Source organism: Rhabdothermincola salaria (assembly GCF_021246445.1).
GTDB classification, from domain to species: Bacteria; Actinomycetota; Acidimicrobiia; order Acidimicrobiales; family Acidimicrobilacustridaceae; genus Rhabdothermincola_A; species Rhabdothermincola_A salaria.
This window is the reverse complement of the sequence record NZ_JAJQXW010000001.1, coordinates 1,354,799-1,369,845: the sequence shown is the minus strand read 5'-3', so window position 1 is coordinate 1,369,845 and position 15,047 is coordinate 1,354,799. Positions and strand designations below refer to the sequence as shown.

The 15,047-nt window shown below is 73.3% G+C and carries 16 protein-coding genes and 1 tRNA gene; 13 read left to right on the top strand and 4 right to left on the bottom strand.

Going from position 1 to position 15,047, the window contains the following annotated elements; all coding sequences use genetic code 11:
* The first annotated feature begins 21 nt into the window (after positions 1-21).
* Genes LUW87_RS06425 through LUW87_RS06410 form a run of 4 tightly spaced genes read left to right on the top strand, consistent with a single transcriptional unit; the run spans position 22 to position 3,212 of the window.
* Positions 22-951 (top strand): AAA family ATPase, encoded by a 930-nt coding sequence (locus tag LUW87_RS06425; RefSeq protein WP_430300523.1) that lies wholly within the window; start codon positions 22-24, stop codon positions 949-951.
* Positions 948-2,072 (top strand): vWA domain-containing protein, encoded by a 1,125-nt coding sequence (locus LUW87_RS06420; protein WP_232670278.1) that lies wholly within the window; start codon positions 948-950, stop codon positions 2,070-2,072. Before LUW87_RS06425 ends, LUW87_RS06420 begins: the two co-directional genes overlap by 4 nt.
* 28 nt (positions 2,073-2,100) lie before the next feature.
* Positions 2,101-2,415 carry an XdhC family protein gene (locus tag LUW87_RS06415; RefSeq protein WP_232670277.1) on the top strand — a complete coding sequence of 105 codons (315 nt, stop codon included), beginning with the start codon at positions 2,101-2,103 and terminating at the stop codon, positions 2,413-2,415.
* 11 nt (positions 2,416-2,426) lie between these two features.
* Positions 2,427-3,212, top strand: a complete 786-nt coding sequence (locus LUW87_RS06410; RefSeq protein ID WP_232670276.1) for an XdhC family protein — start codon at positions 2,427-2,429, stop codon at positions 3,210-3,212.
* A gap of 422 nt (positions 3,213-3,634) precedes the next feature.
* On the opposite strand, the gene LUW87_RS06405 is transcribed toward LUW87_RS06410, so the two are convergent.
* From LUW87_RS06405 to LUW87_RS06395, 3 genes are all read right to left on the bottom strand, one after another.
* A complete protein-coding gene (locus LUW87_RS06405; protein ID WP_232670275.1) occupies positions 3,635-4,459 on the bottom strand; it encodes an FAD binding domain-containing protein in 825 nt (274 codons plus the stop codon).
* Positions 4,456-4,956 carry a (2Fe-2S)-binding protein gene (locus LUW87_RS06400; RefSeq protein ID WP_232670274.1) on the bottom strand — a complete coding sequence of 167 codons (501 nt, stop codon included), beginning with the start codon at positions 4,954-4,956 and terminating at the stop codon, positions 4,456-4,458. Before LUW87_RS06400 ends, LUW87_RS06405 begins: the two co-directional genes overlap by 4 nt.
* 83 nt (positions 4,957-5,039) lie before the next feature.
* A complete protein-coding gene (locus tag LUW87_RS06395; protein WP_232670273.1) occupies positions 5,040-5,486 on the bottom strand; it encodes a DUF6941 family protein in 447 nt (148 codons plus the stop codon).
* A gap of 52 nt (positions 5,487-5,538) precedes the next feature.
* On the opposite strand from LUW87_RS06395, the gene LUW87_RS06390 reads away from it, so the two are divergent.
* The 6 genes from LUW87_RS06390 to LUW87_RS06365 all read left to right on the top strand — a co-directional run bounded on the left by LUW87_RS06390 (position 5,539) and on the right by LUW87_RS06365 (position 10,483).
* Positions 5,539-6,120, top strand: coding sequence for a nucleotidyltransferase family protein (locus LUW87_RS06390; RefSeq protein ID WP_232670272.1), 582 nt, complete (start codon positions 5,539-5,541; stop codon positions 6,118-6,120).
* Positions 6,111-6,917 carry an SRPBCC family protein gene (locus LUW87_RS06385; RefSeq protein WP_232670271.1) on the top strand — a complete coding sequence of 269 codons (807 nt, stop codon included), beginning with the start codon at positions 6,111-6,113 and terminating at the stop codon, positions 6,915-6,917. The genes LUW87_RS06390 and LUW87_RS06385 overlap by 10 nt, the downstream gene beginning before the upstream one ends.
* Entirely contained in the window at positions 6,914-7,402 is a 489-nt protein-coding gene (locus tag LUW87_RS06380) for a DUF501 domain-containing protein (protein WP_232670269.1), read from the top strand. Before LUW87_RS06385 ends, LUW87_RS06380 begins: the two co-directional genes overlap by 4 nt.
* The gene (locus tag LUW87_RS06375) at positions 7,399-8,310 is read left to right on the top strand and encodes a Ppx/GppA phosphatase family protein (RefSeq protein WP_232670267.1); all 912 of its coding nucleotides are present in this window, start codon (positions 7,399-7,401) and stop codon (positions 8,308-8,310) included. The genes LUW87_RS06380 and LUW87_RS06375 overlap by 4 nt, the downstream gene beginning before the upstream one ends.
* A 113-nt stretch (positions 8,311-8,423) precedes the next feature.
* Positions 8,424-9,014 (top strand): GNAT family N-acetyltransferase, encoded by a 591-nt coding sequence (locus LUW87_RS06370; RefSeq protein ID WP_232670265.1) that lies wholly within the window; start codon positions 8,424-8,426, stop codon positions 9,012-9,014.
* A gap of 83 nt (positions 9,015-9,097) precedes the next feature.
* Positions 9,098-10,483 (top strand): MFS transporter, encoded by a 1,386-nt coding sequence (locus LUW87_RS06365; protein WP_232670264.1) that lies wholly within the window; start codon positions 9,098-9,100, stop codon positions 10,481-10,483.
* Between the two features lie 52 nt (positions 10,484-10,535).
* Here LUW87_RS06365 and LUW87_RS06360 read toward each other — a convergent pair whose 3' ends face one another.
* Entirely contained in the window at positions 10,536-11,507 is a 972-nt protein-coding gene (locus tag LUW87_RS06360) for a PD-(D/E)XK nuclease family protein (protein ID WP_232670263.1), read from the bottom strand.
* 123 nt (positions 11,508-11,630) lie between these two features.
* Between LUW87_RS06360 and LUW87_RS06355 the strand changes: the two genes are divergently transcribed.
* The 3 genes from LUW87_RS06355 to LUW87_RS06345 all read left to right on the top strand — a co-directional run bounded on the left by LUW87_RS06355 (position 11,631) and on the right by LUW87_RS06345 (position 14,991).
* On the top strand, positions 11,631-12,101 hold the full coding sequence (locus LUW87_RS06355; RefSeq protein ID WP_232670262.1) for a hypothetical protein: 471 nt from the start codon (positions 11,631-11,633) through the stop codon (positions 12,099-12,101).
* Positions 12,102-12,146: 45 nt separating this feature from the next.
* Positions 12,147-12,232, top strand: a tRNA-Leu gene (locus LUW87_RS06350).
* Positions 12,233-12,444: 212 nt separating this feature from the next.
* A complete protein-coding gene (locus LUW87_RS06345) occupies positions 12,445-14,991 on the top strand; it encodes a GAF domain-containing SpoIIE family protein phosphatase (protein WP_232670261.1) in 2,547 nt (848 codons plus the stop codon).
* Positions 14,992-15,047: the final 56 nt, after the last annotated feature.

The window sequence follows — 15,047 nt, the reverse complement described above, 5'->3', positions numbered from 1 at the left end:
CGCTCGCCCGCGACTCCTACGGTGACCCCCGTGACCCCTGCCCCGCTGCCCGCCCCGACCTCCGTCGACGAGGTCGCCGCCGCGCTCGAGGCCCACGGCTACCTGCCCGACGAGGGGTTGGCCACCGCCGTCTTCCTGGCGCTGCGCCTGCACCGACCGCTCCTGCTCGAGGGCGAGGCCGGCGTCGGCAAGACCGAGGTGGCCAAGGTGCTCAGCGCCTGGACCGGCGGCCCCCTCCTGCGCCTGCAGTGCTACGAGGGCATCGACGCCTCCCAGGCCCTCTACGAGTGGGACTACTCCCGTCAGCTGCTGCACCTGCGGGCGGCCGAGACCGCTCGCAGCGACGTCGACGCCGACCAACTCGAGCACGAGCTCTACAGCGAGCGCTTCCTCGTCGCCCGCCCCCTGCTGCAGGCCATCACCGCGGCGGCCGACGGTCCCGCCCCGGTGCTGCTCGTCGACGAGGTCGACCGGGCCGACGACGAGTTCGAGGCCTTCCTGCTCGAGGTGCTGGCCGACTTCTCGGTGACCGTCCCCGAGTTGGGCACGTTCACCGCCGAGGTGCCGCCCGTGGTGGTCATCACCTCCAACCGCACCCGCGACGTCCACGACGCCCTCAAGCGCCGGTGCCTCTACCACTGGGTGGAGCACCCCGACTTCGAGCGCGAGGTGGCCATCGTGCGCTCCCGGGCCCCCGAGGTGCCCGAGGCCCTGGCCCGCCAGGTGGCGGCGGCCACCGAAGCGTTGCGGGAGCTCGGCCTGTACAAGCCGCCCGGTGTGGCCGAGACGATCGACTGGGCGCAGGCCCTCGCCCTCCTCGGACACCACGACCTCGACGCCGGCACCGTGTCGGTCACCCTCGGGGCCGTGCTCAAGTACCGCGAGGACGCGGAGCGCACCCGTCGCCACGGCCTCGAGGAGCTGGTCACCGCCGCCCTGGCCCGGGCATGACCTCTGCGCCGGCACCGGCCACCGCCGAGGAGACCGCCCTCGGCTTCGTGGCCGCCCTGCGCGGCGCCGGTGTGGCGGTGCCGGTCACGGCCGCCGTGTCGTACCTGCGGGCCCTGGCCGAGCTCGGGGGCAGCCTCGACGAGCTGTACTGGGCGGGCCGGGCCACCCTGCTCACCGGCCCCGAGCAGACGGCCACCCATGACGCCGTGTTCGCCCGGTGGTGGCTGGGCGGCGAGGCCGGGCCGGACCGCGACGAGCCGGTCGTCCCGACGACGTTGGTCACCGACGACGAGGACGACGGCGGTGACGGGACCCCGCCACCAGCGGCGGACGACGCCGGGGCGGTGCAGGCCCTGCGCTTCAGCGCCCACGAGGTGTTGCGGGCCAAGGACTTCGCCGACTACGACGAGGCCGAGCTGGCCGAGGCCCGGCGGTTGATGGCCGACCTGAGGCTGCTGGGCGCCGCCCGACGGTCCCGCCGGCTGCGCCCGAGCCGCCGCCCTCGGGGGCACCCGGACCTGCGTCGGACCGTGGGCGCCGCCCTGCGCACCGGGGGAGAGCCGCTGCAACGCCGCACGCTGGAACGCCGCACCCGACCCCGGCGCATCGTGGTGCTGCTCGACGTCAGCGGTTCCATGGAGACCTACAGCCGGGCCCTGCTGCGCTTCGCCCACGCGGCCGTGAGCGGACGCACGCGGGTCGAGGTCTTCACCCTCGGCACCCGACTCACCCGCCTCACCCGGGAGCTCACCACCCGCGACCCCGACGCGGCGCTGACCAGGGCCGCGGCGGCCGTGCCCGACTGGTCCGGCGGCACCCGGCTGGGGGAGGGCCTGCAGGCCTTCAACGACGCCTGGGGGGTGCGGGGCATGGCCCGGGGCGCCACCGTGGTGATCCTCTCCGACGGCTGGGACCGGGGTGACCCCGCCGAGCTGGCCGAGCAGATGGCTCGCCTGTCCCGGGTGGCGCACCGGGTGGTGTGGGTGAACCCCCTGAAGGCCTCACCTGAGTACGCCCCCCTCGCGCAGGGCATGGCCGCGGCGCTACCGTTCGTCGACGACTTCGTCGAGGGCCACTCCGTGGATGCCCTCGAGGAGCTGGCCCGGGTGATCGCCCGGTGACCCCCCGACCAGACCGCGAGCAGTGCCGGTGAAGGAACTCATCCCCGACATCGAACGGTGGCGAGCCGACGGTCGCCGCATCGTGGTGGCCCGCGTGGTCGACATCGAGGGCTCCGGTCCTCGGCTGCCCGGGGCGGCCATGGCCGTGGCCGACGACGGCGAGGTGGCCGGCTCGGTGTCGGGCGGCTGCGTCGAAGGCGCCGTCGTGTCCGAGGCCCTCGAGGTGCACGACAGCGGCGAGGCCCGGCTGGTCACCTTCGGCTACAGCGACGACGAGGCCTTCGCCGTCGGGCTCACCTGCGGCGGCACGGTCCACCTCTTCCTCGAACCGCTGGACTGGTAGTCGGCTCGACGATGGCATCCCTCTACGACACCTGGCGCGATGCCGTCGCCGACCAGCGTCCGGTGGTGCTGGCCACCGTCATCGAGGGTCCCGGTACCGGGGCCAAGATCCTCGTCGGCGAGGGCGTGGAGGCCATGGGCACCCTGGGTGACCCCGACCTCGACCGGGTCGTCGTGCGCGACGCCCTCGGCGAGCTCGAGTCCGGTCGCACCAGCGTGCGCCACTACGGCCCGCACGGCGAGGCCCGCGAGCAGGCCGTGGCCGTGTTCGTCGAGAGCTTCGCCCCGCCCCCGCAGATGCTCGTGTTCGGGGCGGTCGACTTCACCGGCGCCCTGGTGAAGGTGGCCAAGGTCCTCGGCTACCGGGTGACGGTGTGCGACGCCCGCGAGGTGTTCGCCACCGAGCGGCGCTTCCCCGACGCCGACGAGGTCGTGGTCGACTGGCCCCACCGCCTCTTGGACCGGGTGGGGGAGCGGCTCGGCCCGCGCGACGCGGTGTGCGTGCTGACCCACGACCACAAGTTCGACGTGCCGGCCATCCTCGCCGCCCTCACCACCGACGTCGGCTACCTCGGTGCCATGGGCAGCCGCCGCACGTGTGCCGAGCGCCTCGACCGCTTGGAGGCCGAGGGAGCCGACATGGCGGCGGTCGACGCCCGGTTGCACGCCCCGATCGGCCTCGACCTCGGGGCCCGCACCCCCGAGGAGACGGCGGTGGCCATCGTGGCCGAGATCATCGCCACCCGCACCGGTCGTCCCTCCTCCAGCCTGCGCACCACCACCGGCCCGATCCACTGACACGGGGCCCCCCTCGCGAGCTCGTCGGGCCGCGGTGCGGGCCACCCCCGGACCCCACGCACCGCCTGTTCGGGTCCTCGGGGTCCCGGCGGGTCCTGTCCCGCACCAGAACCTGACGTGCTCGGTCGCTCGCAGCGGCAGCTTCGTCGAGCTCGGGCAGTGGTCGACGAACCCTTCGTCGATCGCCGGCGCCGGCCGCCGAGCCGCACTCGCTCCCGTGCGCGCGTCAGAACCGGTGGTGCGGGCCACCCCCCGGAACCCGCTCGGCCCCGAGTTGCTGGCGCAGGCCGTCAGCCGACTCGCAACAGGCGGAGGAGCGCCAGCGACGGAGCCTCAGACAGGCCACGCGCTTCGCCGAAGGCGGCGGAGGGAGGCTTGCCGACCGGAGCAAGATGTCGCGGCTTGCCGACCGGAGCTGAGTGTTATCGGCCGCAGGCTTCGAGGGCGCGGCGGGTGAGGACGCGGGCGAGGTGCTCGCGGTACTCGACGCTCGCGTTGTTGTCGGCTTGGGCCTCGGTGCCCTCGGTCGCCCGGTCGGCGGCGGAGGCGGCGTCGGCACCCTGGCCGAGCGCGTCGACGACACCGGCGGCGTAGAGCGGGGTGGAACCCATGTTGACCAGCCCGACGCCGGTGACGGAGTCGCCGACCACGGCCGCCACCCCGACGATGGCCCAGTCCTGGGCCCGGCGGTTGAACTTCTGGAACGACCAGCCGGCGCCGGGGCACTTGGGCACGCGGATCTCGGTGAGGAGCTCGTCGGGGGCCAGGGCCGACTCGAGGAACCCCTCGAAGAAGTCGCCGGCGGCGATGGTGCGCTCGCCGCCGGGGCCGCGGGCGACGAGCGTGCCCCCGAGAGCCAACAGCACGGCCGGGAGGTCCGATGCCGGATCGGCGTGGGCGAGAGAGCCCCCGAAGGTGCCCCGATGCCGGACCTGCGGGTCACCCACCTCGCCGGCGGCGTGGGCCAGCAGCGGCACCTCGGTGGCCAGGAGGGCGTCGGTCTCGAGGTCGCGATGGCGGGTGAGGGCCCCGATGGCCACGTGGTCGCCCTCGTCGCGCACGTAGCGCAGGTCGTCGAGGCGTCCGACGTCGACCAGCACCGAAGGGGCGGCCAGGCGGAGCTTCATGAGCGGCAGCAGCGAGTGGCCGCCGGCCAGCAGCTTGGCCTCGTCGCCGTGCTCGGTGAGCAGTGAGATGGCCTCGTCGGCGGAGTCGGCGCGCTGGTAGTCGAAGGCGGCGGGGATCATGCGGCACCTCCCGACCCGGCCCGGGCGGGTTCGGCCACGGGCTGCTCGGCGCAGGCCAGGACGGCCTTGACGATGTTGTGGTAGCCGGTGCAGCGGCAGAGGTTGCCCTCGAGCCCGAGGCGCACCTCGCGCTCGGTGGGGGCGGGGTTCTCCTCGAGCAACGAGACGGCGGCCATGACCATGCCCGGGGTGCAGTAGCCGCACTGGAGGCCGTGCTCGTTCTGGAACGCCTGCTGCATCGGGTGCATCTCGGTGTCGCTCGGGGCCAGCCCCTCGATGGTGGTGACCTCGCACCCGTCGGCCTGGACGGCCAGGACGGTGCACGACTTCACCGACTCGCCGTCGAGGTGGAGGGTGCACGCCCCGCACGACGAGGTGTCGCACCCGACGTTGGTGCCGGTGAGGCCGAGGTGCTCGCGCACGAAGTACACGAGCAGCGTGCGTGGCTCCACCTCCGCGGTGCGGGCCACGCCGTTGACGGTCACCGTGATCTCCATCGTCCCCCTCGATTCTGCGGCGATTCCCCCGGCACAGTACCTGTTGACCGGTGGCCCGGCTGGCGGCCTCCCCGACGCGTGGCTCAGGCCGGGCGCTCCGGAGGGTTGGCCACCGAGAAGCTGGTCTGCCACTCGGGCTCGGTGGACCCGTCGATGACCAGGCGCCAGGTGTAGCGGCGGCCGGCCTGCAGCGGGAGGGCGGAGAAGTTGATCGCGATGGGCACGCTGAGCGGTGCCCCCTCGGGCCACTGGGCCGGCCGACCGGCCTGGAACTGGCCGTTGACCATCACCGGACGCTCGCCCACGAGGACGGGCACGCCGTCTTCGTCGAGGAGCTCGCACACCCAGTCGAGGCGCTCCTCGGCCCGATCCCACGGCACCTGCAACAGCAGAGCCAGCGAGATGGGCTTGGGCTGGGCGGGGAGGATGGCGAGCCCACCTCCGAGGAGGAACAGCTTGCCCTCGGCCACCTGGGCCGACTCGGCGAGGATCACCGACGCGATGATGTTGGGCGGGGTGAGGGGGGCCATGGGCCGCACCCTATCGACCCCGCCCCGGCCACCACGCTGGTTGACTGGGTCGATGGCCGACGTCGACGCGCCGCTGGTGGCGGCCGCCGTGCTCGCCGCCGGCGGCTCCAGCCGGTTCGAGGGCGGACCCAAGCAGTTGGCGACGCTGCGCGGTCGGGCCCTGGTGACCCACGCGGTGGAGGCGGCCGTCGGCGCCGAGGTGTTCGCGGCGGTGTTCGTCGTGACCGGCGCGGCGGACCTCACCGGGGCGCTTCCCGGCGGGGTGGTCGTGCTCGACAACCCGAGGTGGGCCGAGGGGCAGGCGACGTCGCTGGCGGTGGCCGTCCACGCCGCCACCGTCGGGGGATTCGACGCCCTCGTCGTGGGCCTGGCCGACCAGCCCTTCGTCGGCGCCGACGCCTGGCGGCTCGTGGCCACCGAGGACGTGGGACGACCCATCGCCGCCGCCACCTACGGCGGTCAGCGCGGCAACCCCGTCCGCCTCGACCGCGAGGTGTGGCCCCTGCTGGCCCAGACCGGCGACGAGGGCGCGCGGACGCTCATGCGTGGGAGGCCCGAACTCGTCGGCGAGGTAGCGTGCCCGGGCGACGCGCTCGACATCGACACAGTGGAGGATCTCGACCGATGGAGCTGATCAACACCTTCGACGTGAGTGTGCCGGTCGATCAGGCCTGGGCAGTGCTCACCGACGTCGAGCGGATCGCTCCGTGCCTTCCCGGCGCGCAGCTCCAGGAGGTCGAGGGCGACGAGTACCGGGGCATCGTGAAGGTGAAGGTCGGCCCCATCACCGCCCAGTACAAGGGCAAGGCCACCTTCGCCGAGCTCGACGAGGCCAACCACCGAGCCGTGCTCGACGCCACCGGGCGCGACACCCGGGGGGCGGGCAACGCCAACGCCACCATCACGGCGGTGCTCACCGAAGCCGACGGCGGCACGCACGTCGAGGTGACCACCGATCTCACCGTCACCGGCAAGGTCGCCCAGTTCGGCCGTGGTGTTCTGGCCGACGTCAGCGCCAAGTTGCTCACGCAGTTCGTCGACAACCTCGAGACGACCGTCCTCGTCGACCTCGACGACACCGAGGGTGGCGCCGGCGAGCAGGCGGGGGTCGCAGCCGACCTGGCGGCGGTCGAGGCCGCGGCCGACGACGCCGCGGTCGAAGCGGCTGCGGGCGAGGCCGCCGTCGCCGAGTCCGAGGACGCCGCGGGCATCGTCGACCAGCAAGCGGCGGTGGCCGCCGAGGCCGCCGAGTCCGACGCCGAGGGGGCCACCGGCCGTCCCGGCGGAGTCCGCCGCGTCGAGGCCCCCGAGCCCGAGGCGATCGACCTGCTCGAGCACGCCGGCTCGCCGATGCTCAAGCGGTTGGTCCCGCTGCTCGGCCTCACCATCGCCGCGGTGGTGGTGTGGCGCCTCCTTCGCCGCCGGCGGTGACCGCGTCTCCGGCCGACCGCGAGCGCGTCGCCGTGCTCCTCGGCCGGATCCCACGGGGCGACTTCGACGTCGTCGTGCGCACGGTGTCCGGCGACCCCGCGGTGCTGCGCAACGCGCCCTTGCTCGACGACGGCACTCCCATGCCCACCCGCCACTGGCTGGTTCACTCCGGCCTACGGGCGGCGATCGGCACGCTCGAGTCCCATGGCGGGGTGCGCCGGGCCGAAGCCGAGCTCGACGCAGAGGCGATCGCCCGAGCCCACGCCGCCCACGCCGCGGAGCGCGACGGCGACCTCCCGACGGGCTACGAGGGCCCGAAGCCCTTCGGCGGGGTCGGGGGCACCCGCCGCGGCGTGAAGTGCCTCCACGCCCACTACGCCCACTGGTTGGCCGGCGGTGCCGACCCGGTGGGAGCGTGGGTGCACGAGCAACTCCTCGACACCGACCTCATGCCCGCCGATGCCCCCGGGAGGATCACCTCATGAGCGCCCCGGTCGCCGCCATCGACTGCGGCACCAACTCGGTCCGCCTCCTCGTCAGCCAGGACGGCACCACCACCCTCGAGCGGCTCATGCGCATCACCCGCCTCGGTCAGGGCGTCGGTGCCACCGGACGCCTCGACCCGGCGGCTGTCGAGCGCACCCTCGACGTGTTGCGCGAGTACCGCGGGGTGATGGACCGCTTCGGCGTCGAACGGGTCCGGATGGCCGCCACGTCGGCGGCGCGCGACGCCGCCAACCGCGAGGACTTCTTCGCTGCGGCCGGCGAGATCGTCGGCGCCCGACCCGAGCTGTTGACCGGCGACGAGGAGGGCCGGCTCTCCTTCCTCGGGGCCACCGCCGACCTCGACCCCGCCCAAGGGCCGTTCCTCGTGTTCGACATCGGCGGAGGATCCACCGAGTTCGTCTACGGGCACCGGCAGGCGGAGGGGGCGATCTCCACCGACATGGGCTGCGTGCGCATGACCGAGGCGTGGTTGCACCACGATCCCCCCACGGCCACCGAGCTCAGCCAGGCCATCTCGGTGATCGACATCCACCTCGACGACGTGCTGCGCGAGCTGCCCGACTTCTCCGACACGCGCACCTTCGTGGGGTTGGCCGGAACCGTGTCCACCGCGGCGGCGGTCGAGATGGGCCTGGCCGCCTACGACCGCGACCGGATCCATCACTTCCGTCTCACCAAGGACGCAGCCGAGGACGTCTTTCGCACGCTCGCCACCGAGGCGCTGGCCGACCGCGTGCACAACCCGGGCCTCGAAGCCCAGCGGGCCGACGTCATCGTCGGTGGCCTGTGCGTGCTGGTCACGGTCATGCGGCGCTTCGCCATCGGCGAGGTACTGGTCTCCGAGGCCGACATCCTCGACGGTCTGGCCATGTCGATCGCCGGGTGAGCTCGGCCACGCCCGGCGCGGGCCTGCCCCCGTCGGAACCGCGGACCGAACGCCGTCCCGGCGGCGACCGGGGGCGGCTCGACCATCACCCCTCATGGGTAGGATCGCCGCCCGTGACCACCCTGTTCGGCCGGCGAGTGCTCCTGCGCCCCCTCGTGGTCTCGGACTTCCCCTCGTGGCGCGAGGTCCGTCGCCGCAACGAGGAGTGGCTCACCCGTTGGGAGCCCACCCGGGTTCCGGGGCAGCCCGACGTCGTCGAGGATCGCGACGCGTTCGCGGTGCGCTGCTCGGCGCGCCAACGCGAGCGCCAGCTCGGCGCGGGGTACGGCTTCGGGGTCTTCGTCGACGGGTCGTTCGCCGGGGAGATCAACCTGTCGTCCATCCAGCGGGGACCGTTCCAGAGCGCGTACGTGGGCTACTGGATCGACGAGGCCCACGCGGGCCAGGGCTACACCCCCGAGGCGCTGGTGGTGGTGGCCCGCTTCGCCTTCGAGGAGCTGCGCCTCCATCGCATCCAGATCGCCATCATCCCCCGCAACGCCGCCAGTCGGCGCGTGGTGGAGAAGCTCGCCATACGCGAGGAGGGCGTCGCCGTGCGCTACCTCGAGATCAACGGCGAGTGGGAGGACCACGTGCGCTACGCCATCACCGCCGAGGAGTGGGACGAGCGGCGGCTCGAGCTCGGCCGGGAGTGGCTGGACTGACGTCCGGGCGCCCCTCGTGAGGCGGCGCGAGGGCGTCCGGTGGCTTCGATGGTTCGACGAGCGCGCCGGTAAGGTCGATCGCCATGGACCACGCCCCGGAGCCCGCCCCCGCTCCGGCTCGGGCGACACCAGCCGCGTCGCCCGACGACGCATCGACGGCCGAGCGGATCTCGGCGTTCGCCTCCTTCCGAGAGCGGAACTTCGCGGTGATGTGGACGGCGTCGCTGGTGTCCCAGACCGGCCAGTGGCTCCAGAACGTGGCCGTGCCCTTCGTGGTCTTCCAGCTCACCGGCAGCGGGGCCTGGCTGGGGTTCACCGCCTTCATGATGCTGCTCCCGATGGTCTTGCTGGGCCCCATGGCGGGCTCGGTGGCCGACCGCTTCGACCGGCGCAGGGTCTTGGCCATCGGCGCCGGCCTGCAGGGCCTGCTGACCGCCGGACTGTGGCTCACCTGGGCCGCGGGGGTGCGGTCCGTGGGGGTCCTGATCGTCCTGGTCACCGCCGTGTCGTGCGTGGCGGGCATCACGGTGGCGTCGTGGCAGGCGTTCGTCCCGTCGCTGGTGCCGCGTCGCCTCCTGCTCAACGCGGTCACCTTGAACTCCGCCCAGTTCAACGCGGCCCGAGCGTTCGGGCCCGCGCTCGGCGGCCTGGTCATCGCCACCGCCGGGCCCTCGTGGGCCTTCTTCGTCAACGCGGTGTCGTTCTTCGCCATCGTGGGCGGTCTCGTCCTCGTGAAGGTGCCCCGCATCGAACGTCCCCCGTCCCAGGGTCGACCACGGGTCCTGGCCGAGATGTGGACCGCCATGCGCTACGTGCGCACCCAGCGGGGCATCGTGGCGTCGCTGGCCGTCGTCTTCGCCCTGGGGCTCCTCGGCGGGCCGCTGTTCAACCTGGTCGTGGTGTTCGCCCAGGAGGTGTACGACGTCGGCGACGGCGCCTACGGCGTGCTGGCGGCGTGCATCGGCATCGGATCCATCCTCTCCGCTCCGGTGTGGGCGGGCTGGGGGTCCCGCCAGCGCCGCGGGTCCATGGTGTCGCTGGCCATGGTCGGCTACGGCGCCGCCCTCGTGGCGGTCGGTGCGGCCCCCGTCTACGCGGTGGGTGCCGCGGCCCTGCTGGTGTCGGGGGCGGGATACCTGGGCATCTCCTCGACGCTCAACACCACCATCCAGATGCAGGTCACCGAGCTCATGCGAGGCCGGGTGCTCGCCCTCTACGTGATGTCGCTCACCCTGGCCATGCCCATCGGCTCGCTGGTCCAGGGCGCCCTGATCGACGTCATCGGACCGCAGTGGACGGTGGCCGGGGCGGGCGTGTTGTTCCTCGGCGTCTTCTTCGTCCTGCGCTTCGCCACGGACCTCTTCGTCCACATGGACGACGTCCCCGACCACGACCGGGTCCACGAGGGGGAGCTGCAGCTCGATGTGGCCGAGAGCGAGGCCGTCGAGGCCGCCGTCGAAGGGCGCTGAGCGGTCCCTCGCTCGAGCACCCGGGTCCCGTGAGGCCTGGGCCCGGCTGCGGTCAGATCTCGTCGTCTGCGTCGTCCCAGCGCTCGTCATCGGCGTCGTCGCCCAGGTGTTCCCGACCGGTGGCGCAGGAGGCCAGCACGGGGCACCAGCGACACGGCGGGCCCGGCCGCAGCTCCGGGGCGCGACCCCCCTCGAGCTCGTGGAGCTTGCGGACCCCGTCGATGGTGCGGGCCACGGCGGCGCGCAGCACGTGCTCGGTGACGGCTTCGGGCTGGGCCCGGGCCTGGTCGAGATAGTACGAGGCGATGAGACGGGGCGGCGTGCCGATGCGCAGGGTGTCGACGAGGGCGTAGAAGCGCAGGTCGTCGGTGTGCGCGGGGGAGAAGCCGCCGGTCTTCAGGTCGACCACGACCTTGCCGGCCCGGGTGCCGTCGGCCCGGCCGAGCGTGAGGTCGGTGCGACCCTGCAGCACCACCTTGCCGCCGAGCAGGTCGGCGCGGAGGCGGCCCTCGGTGACGGGGACCCAGCGCGACGACAACGGGGGGAAGCACTCGAGGAAGGAGGTCACCCGCTCGCCGGCGACCGATCGCAGCTCGGCCCGATCGCTCTCGGTGCAGGTGCGCAGCCAATCGGAGATCGACTTGTCGTCGTTGGCCAACCGGGCCATGGCCTCGTCGACCAGGTCGAGCGGGATCAGCTCGCCCCGCCAGTGCACCGAGAGCTCCACCGCCTTGTGGACCACCGCACCGCGAGCCAGCGCCGGGCTCCAGGCGAAGTCGCCCGCCTTCTCGGCCAGGTGACGGCCCTCGCACCCGTGCACGCTGGTCAGCGTGTGCTTGGCCACCCACAGCGAGTCGTCCGGGCCCAGCTCCTCGGCCACCGGTGCCAGGCCCTCCTCGAGCTCGGCGCGCAGCTCGTGGCGCAGGCCGGCGTCGAACACCGGGCGGGCCTCGGCGGGGGCGCCGAGCAGGTCGAGCAGGTCGCGCTGGGCCGGGTTGAGGGGCGGAGGCTCGAGGGAGGTCACCCGAGGATGGTACGGAGGGTCGACGACATCCCGGGTGATGAGCCCCGCCGGGAGCCGGCCGCTCGGCCGACCCCGGGGTGGGCCACCGGGGGAGTGTCACAGGCGGTGGGGAGGATGGGAGGCATGCAAGCCACGTCCGTGCGGTTCGCCGCCGCTGCCCGAGTGCTGGGCCAGGTCGCCCGCCGCCGGGGTCTCGACGTGCCCTCGTTCCGCAGCCCACCCCGACTCGAGGGGGCCGATCGTTCGCTTCGACGTCATCGCTCCGGGGGCGCCACCGTGTCGGTACGGCTACGTGAACGTCCGTGGTCGGCGGTGGTGGCGGACATGATCGAAGGTGTGGTGGCCGCCAATCGCCTCGTCGGTCCCGATGCCGACCGGGCGCGCACCGCGCTGTGGGCGGCGGTGGAGGTCGAGGCGCAGCGCACCCGTGACAGCGTGGCCCGTTCCCGTCGTCACGCCGAAGAGGTGGCCGCCTCGGACGGGCGGGAGGCTCCTCCCCGACGCTTCGCCGCCCGCCGCCCCCTCCCGGCGCCCGACCAGCGTCGCCCGGGGCGGCCCCCGCTCCGGGTGGTGCCCGGTCGTCGGGTGGCCTGACTGCCTGCGCTCGCGGGTGGGGCCCTGGCTACCGTGAGGCCACCGGCCCGGGTGGCGGAACTGGCAGACGCAGGGGGCTTAAACCCCCCAGCCCCTCACGGGGCGTGCGGGTTCGAACCCCGCCCCGGGCACGTCGTCTCGACCTCGTCGAGGCTCGTCGTGGTCAGTGGAGGCGGCTGTCGCGGGCGAGCAGGATCGAGCCCCTGGGGTCGGCGCCGCGCACCATGTCGCCGCGCCCGCCCGTGACCAGGAGCCCGCCCAACCGGGCGCACGGCTACCGAGCGTGCTCGGGCGGCGGCGATCGGTGGGCAGCCTGGGGGCCTCGGGCGTAATGTCCCCGTCGATGGCTGGCCACGAGCTGCTCCCTCTCAGAGCGGCCATCGACGCGCTGCCACGAGGGGTGGCGGTCACCGATGCCGCAGGGATCCTGAGGTTGTGGAACCGCTCGGCCCGCGAGTTGCTCGGGTGGTCCGAGGACGACGTGGTCGGCCGGTTCTGCACCGACGTGGTGGTGCCCTTCGCCGACCGGGACATGGCCGAGGAGGTCCTGCGCTCGGCCATCGCCGGCCTCCCGTGGCAGGGGGTCGCCACCCTCGCCCACCGTGACGGATCGTCGGTCAAGGTCCTCCTCTACGAGCGGCCGCTGCCGAAGGAGGGTTCCGAGGAGGGCTGGTGGATCTGGGCGTTCGAGGACCTGCGCGAACGCCAGGGCGTCGCCCGGCGTCTGGGCGAGCTCGCCGACCGGCTCCGGCTGGCGCTCGATGCCGGCGGGCTCGGCACCTGGCGGTGGGACCGGGCGACGGGCCGCACCCAGTGGAGCCCCCGTCTCGAGGAGCTCTTCGGTCTCGACCACGGGGCGTTCGACGGCACCTTCGAGGGCTGGGTCGAGCGTCTCCACCCCGACGACCGGGCGCAGTCGCTCGCCGCCGTCGACCAGGCCATCGCCTCGCGTGGCTCCTACGTCGTGAACCACCGAGCGGTGTGGCCGGACGGGACCGTGCGCTGGCTGGAGGGTCGCGGCGCCGTCACCGTCGATGACGCCGGCACGGTCACGGGCACCATCGGCTGCGCGGCCGACGTCACCGAGCGGGTCCTCGCCACCGAGGAGCTGCGCCGGGCGCTCGACGCCCTCGAGGGCGCCGCCGCGGCCGAGCGCCTCAATGCCGAGCGACTCGAGTTCCTCGTGCACCTCAACGACGCGATCGACAGCGCGACCGACGAGCGGTCCCTCATGACCAACGTGGCGTTCTCGGCCGTCCGTCGCCTGGGTGACTGGTGCTCGGTCACCGTGATGCCCGAGGAGGACGACGAGCCGCCGGTCGTCGAGGTCGCCCACGTCGACCCGGAGATGGTGGCGCTCGCTCAGGAGCTCCAGGTCCGCTACCCCTACGACCCCGATGCGACCGGTGGAGTCGCGGCCGTGCTCAGAGGGGGAGGGACGGAGTTCATCGCCGAGTTGGACGAGTCGTTCATCGATGGGCTCGATGCCCCGGAGGGGGCCAAAGAGGTGGCCCGCGAGCTCCGGCTGCACAGCGCGATCACCGTCCCCGTCGAGGCCGGCCACGGGGTGCTGGGCGCCATCCTCTTCGTGAACGTCGCCGGGAGCCGTCCCTTCACCCACGACGACGTGGCGCTCGCCCAGGTGGTCGGCGAGCGCGTGGGTGCGGCGATCGAGAACATGCGCCTGCGCGAGCGGCTCCACCGGGACCAGTTCCGGCGAGCCCTCGATGCCCTCCTCGACCAGGTCACCATCTGCCGTCCGATCCGCGACGAGGCCGGCGACATCGTGGACTTCACCGTCGAGTACATGAACGCCGGCACCGCCGACGGTGCCGGCCGCTCTGCGCCCGAGTTGATCGGACAGCGGGTCCTGGAGCTCTATCCCGGCTGGGTGGAGCTCGGCTTGTTCGACGCGTTCCGGGCCGTGGTCGATCGCCAGGAGCCCCTGGTGCTCGAGCGGCAGCGCTACGAGGGCACCACGGCGGAGGGACGGCCGATCGACGGGTGGTGGACGTTGCAGGTCGTCCCGTTCGAGGACGGGTACCTGGCGGCGGCCCGCGACGAGACGTCGGCCGTGCTGGCCGAGCGCGAGCTGCGCCAGGCCCGATCGGAGCAGGAGAGGACCCGCATGGCCGTGGAGCTCCTCCAAGCGGCCTGCCTGCCCGACGAGCTCCCCCGGGTGGACGGGCTCGACATCGCCGTGCGCTACGAGCCGGCGCGGGCCGAGATGCCCGTCGGGGGCGATTGGTACGACGTCTTCTCGCTGCCCTCCTGTGGAGACGTGGGCGTGGTCGTGGCCGATGTCGCCGGACACGGAGACGAGGCCGCCCGCACCATGGTGCAGGTGCGCAACGTGGTGCGAGCCCTCGCCCTCGAGGGGCTCGAGCCGGACGAGGTGCTGCGTCGGGCCAACGGGGCCATCGCCGCCGAGGGCGACGACCGACCCTTCGTGACGTGCAGCTACATGGTCATCTCCGAGGACCAGCGCTCGGCCCGATGGGCCTCCGCCGGCCACTACCCGCCGCTGCTGCGTCGGGGCGACCGCGCCGCGACCCTCGACCAGGTCGTGGGGCTGCCCCTCGGTGTCCGTCGGTCGGTGTCCTACGAGACCTCCGGGGTCGGTCTCGAACGGGGCGACGTGATGGTCCTGTTCACCGACGGTCTCGTGGAGCGGCGCGGCGAGATCATCGACGTCGGCCTCGAACGCGTCTGTGCGGTGTTGGCATCTGGCCCTGCATCGCCTGCGGACGAAGTGCTCTCCCACACGGTCGAAGGCCTCCTCGCCGGTCGCCGTCGCGACGACGACCTGGCTGTGGTCGGCCTCGTCCTCGTCGAGGACCGTGGGGGTTCACAACCGGCACAGATCGGCGTAACGTCCGAACCGTCGTGAACCATGGTCGCCCCGTGGACGGGTCGCCGCGTCGGCACCGAGCCGACCAGGTCTGA

What these genes read in the sequence shown, in the direction of transcription:
- LUW87_RS06420 (WP_232670278.1), top strand. Translation starts at nt 948, where the DNA reads ATGACCTCTGCGCCGGCACCGGCCACCGCCGAGGAGACCGCCCTCGGC.
- LUW87_RS06410 (WP_232670276.1), top strand. Translation starts at nt 2,427, where the DNA reads ATGGCATCCCTCTACGACACCTGGCGCGATGCCGTCGCCGACCAGCGT.
- LUW87_RS06405 (WP_232670275.1), bottom strand. Translation starts at nt 4,459, where the DNA reads ATGATCCCCGCCGCCTTCGACTACCAGCGCGCCGACTCCGCCGACGAG.
- LUW87_RS06400 (WP_232670274.1), bottom strand. Translation starts at nt 4,956, where the DNA reads ATGGAGATCACGGTGACCGTCAACGGCGTGGCCCGCACCGCGGAGGTG.
- LUW87_RS06395 (WP_232670273.1), bottom strand. Translation starts at nt 5,486, where the DNA reads ATGGCCCCCCTCACCCCGCCCAACATCATCGCGTCGGTGATCCTCGCC.
- LUW87_RS06390 (WP_232670272.1), top strand. Translation starts at nt 5,539, where the DNA reads ATGGCCGACGTCGACGCGCCGCTGGTGGCGGCCGCCGTGCTCGCCGCC.
- LUW87_RS06385 (WP_232670271.1), top strand. Translation starts at nt 6,111, where the DNA reads ATGGAGCTGATCAACACCTTCGACGTGAGTGTGCCGGTCGATCAGGCC.
- LUW87_RS06375 (WP_232670267.1), top strand. Translation starts at nt 7,399, where the DNA reads ATGAGCGCCCCGGTCGCCGCCATCGACTGCGGCACCAACTCGGTCCGC.
- LUW87_RS06365 (WP_232670264.1), top strand. Translation starts at nt 9,098, where the DNA reads ATGGACCACGCCCCGGAGCCCGCCCCCGCTCCGGCTCGGGCGACACCA.
- LUW87_RS06355 (WP_232670262.1), top strand. Translation starts at nt 11,631, where the DNA reads ATGCAAGCCACGTCCGTGCGGTTCGCCGCCGCTGCCCGAGTGCTGGGC.
- LUW87_RS06345 (WP_232670261.1), top strand. Translation starts at nt 12,445, where the DNA reads ATGGCTGGCCACGAGCTGCTCCCTCTCAGAGCGGCCATCGACGCGCTG.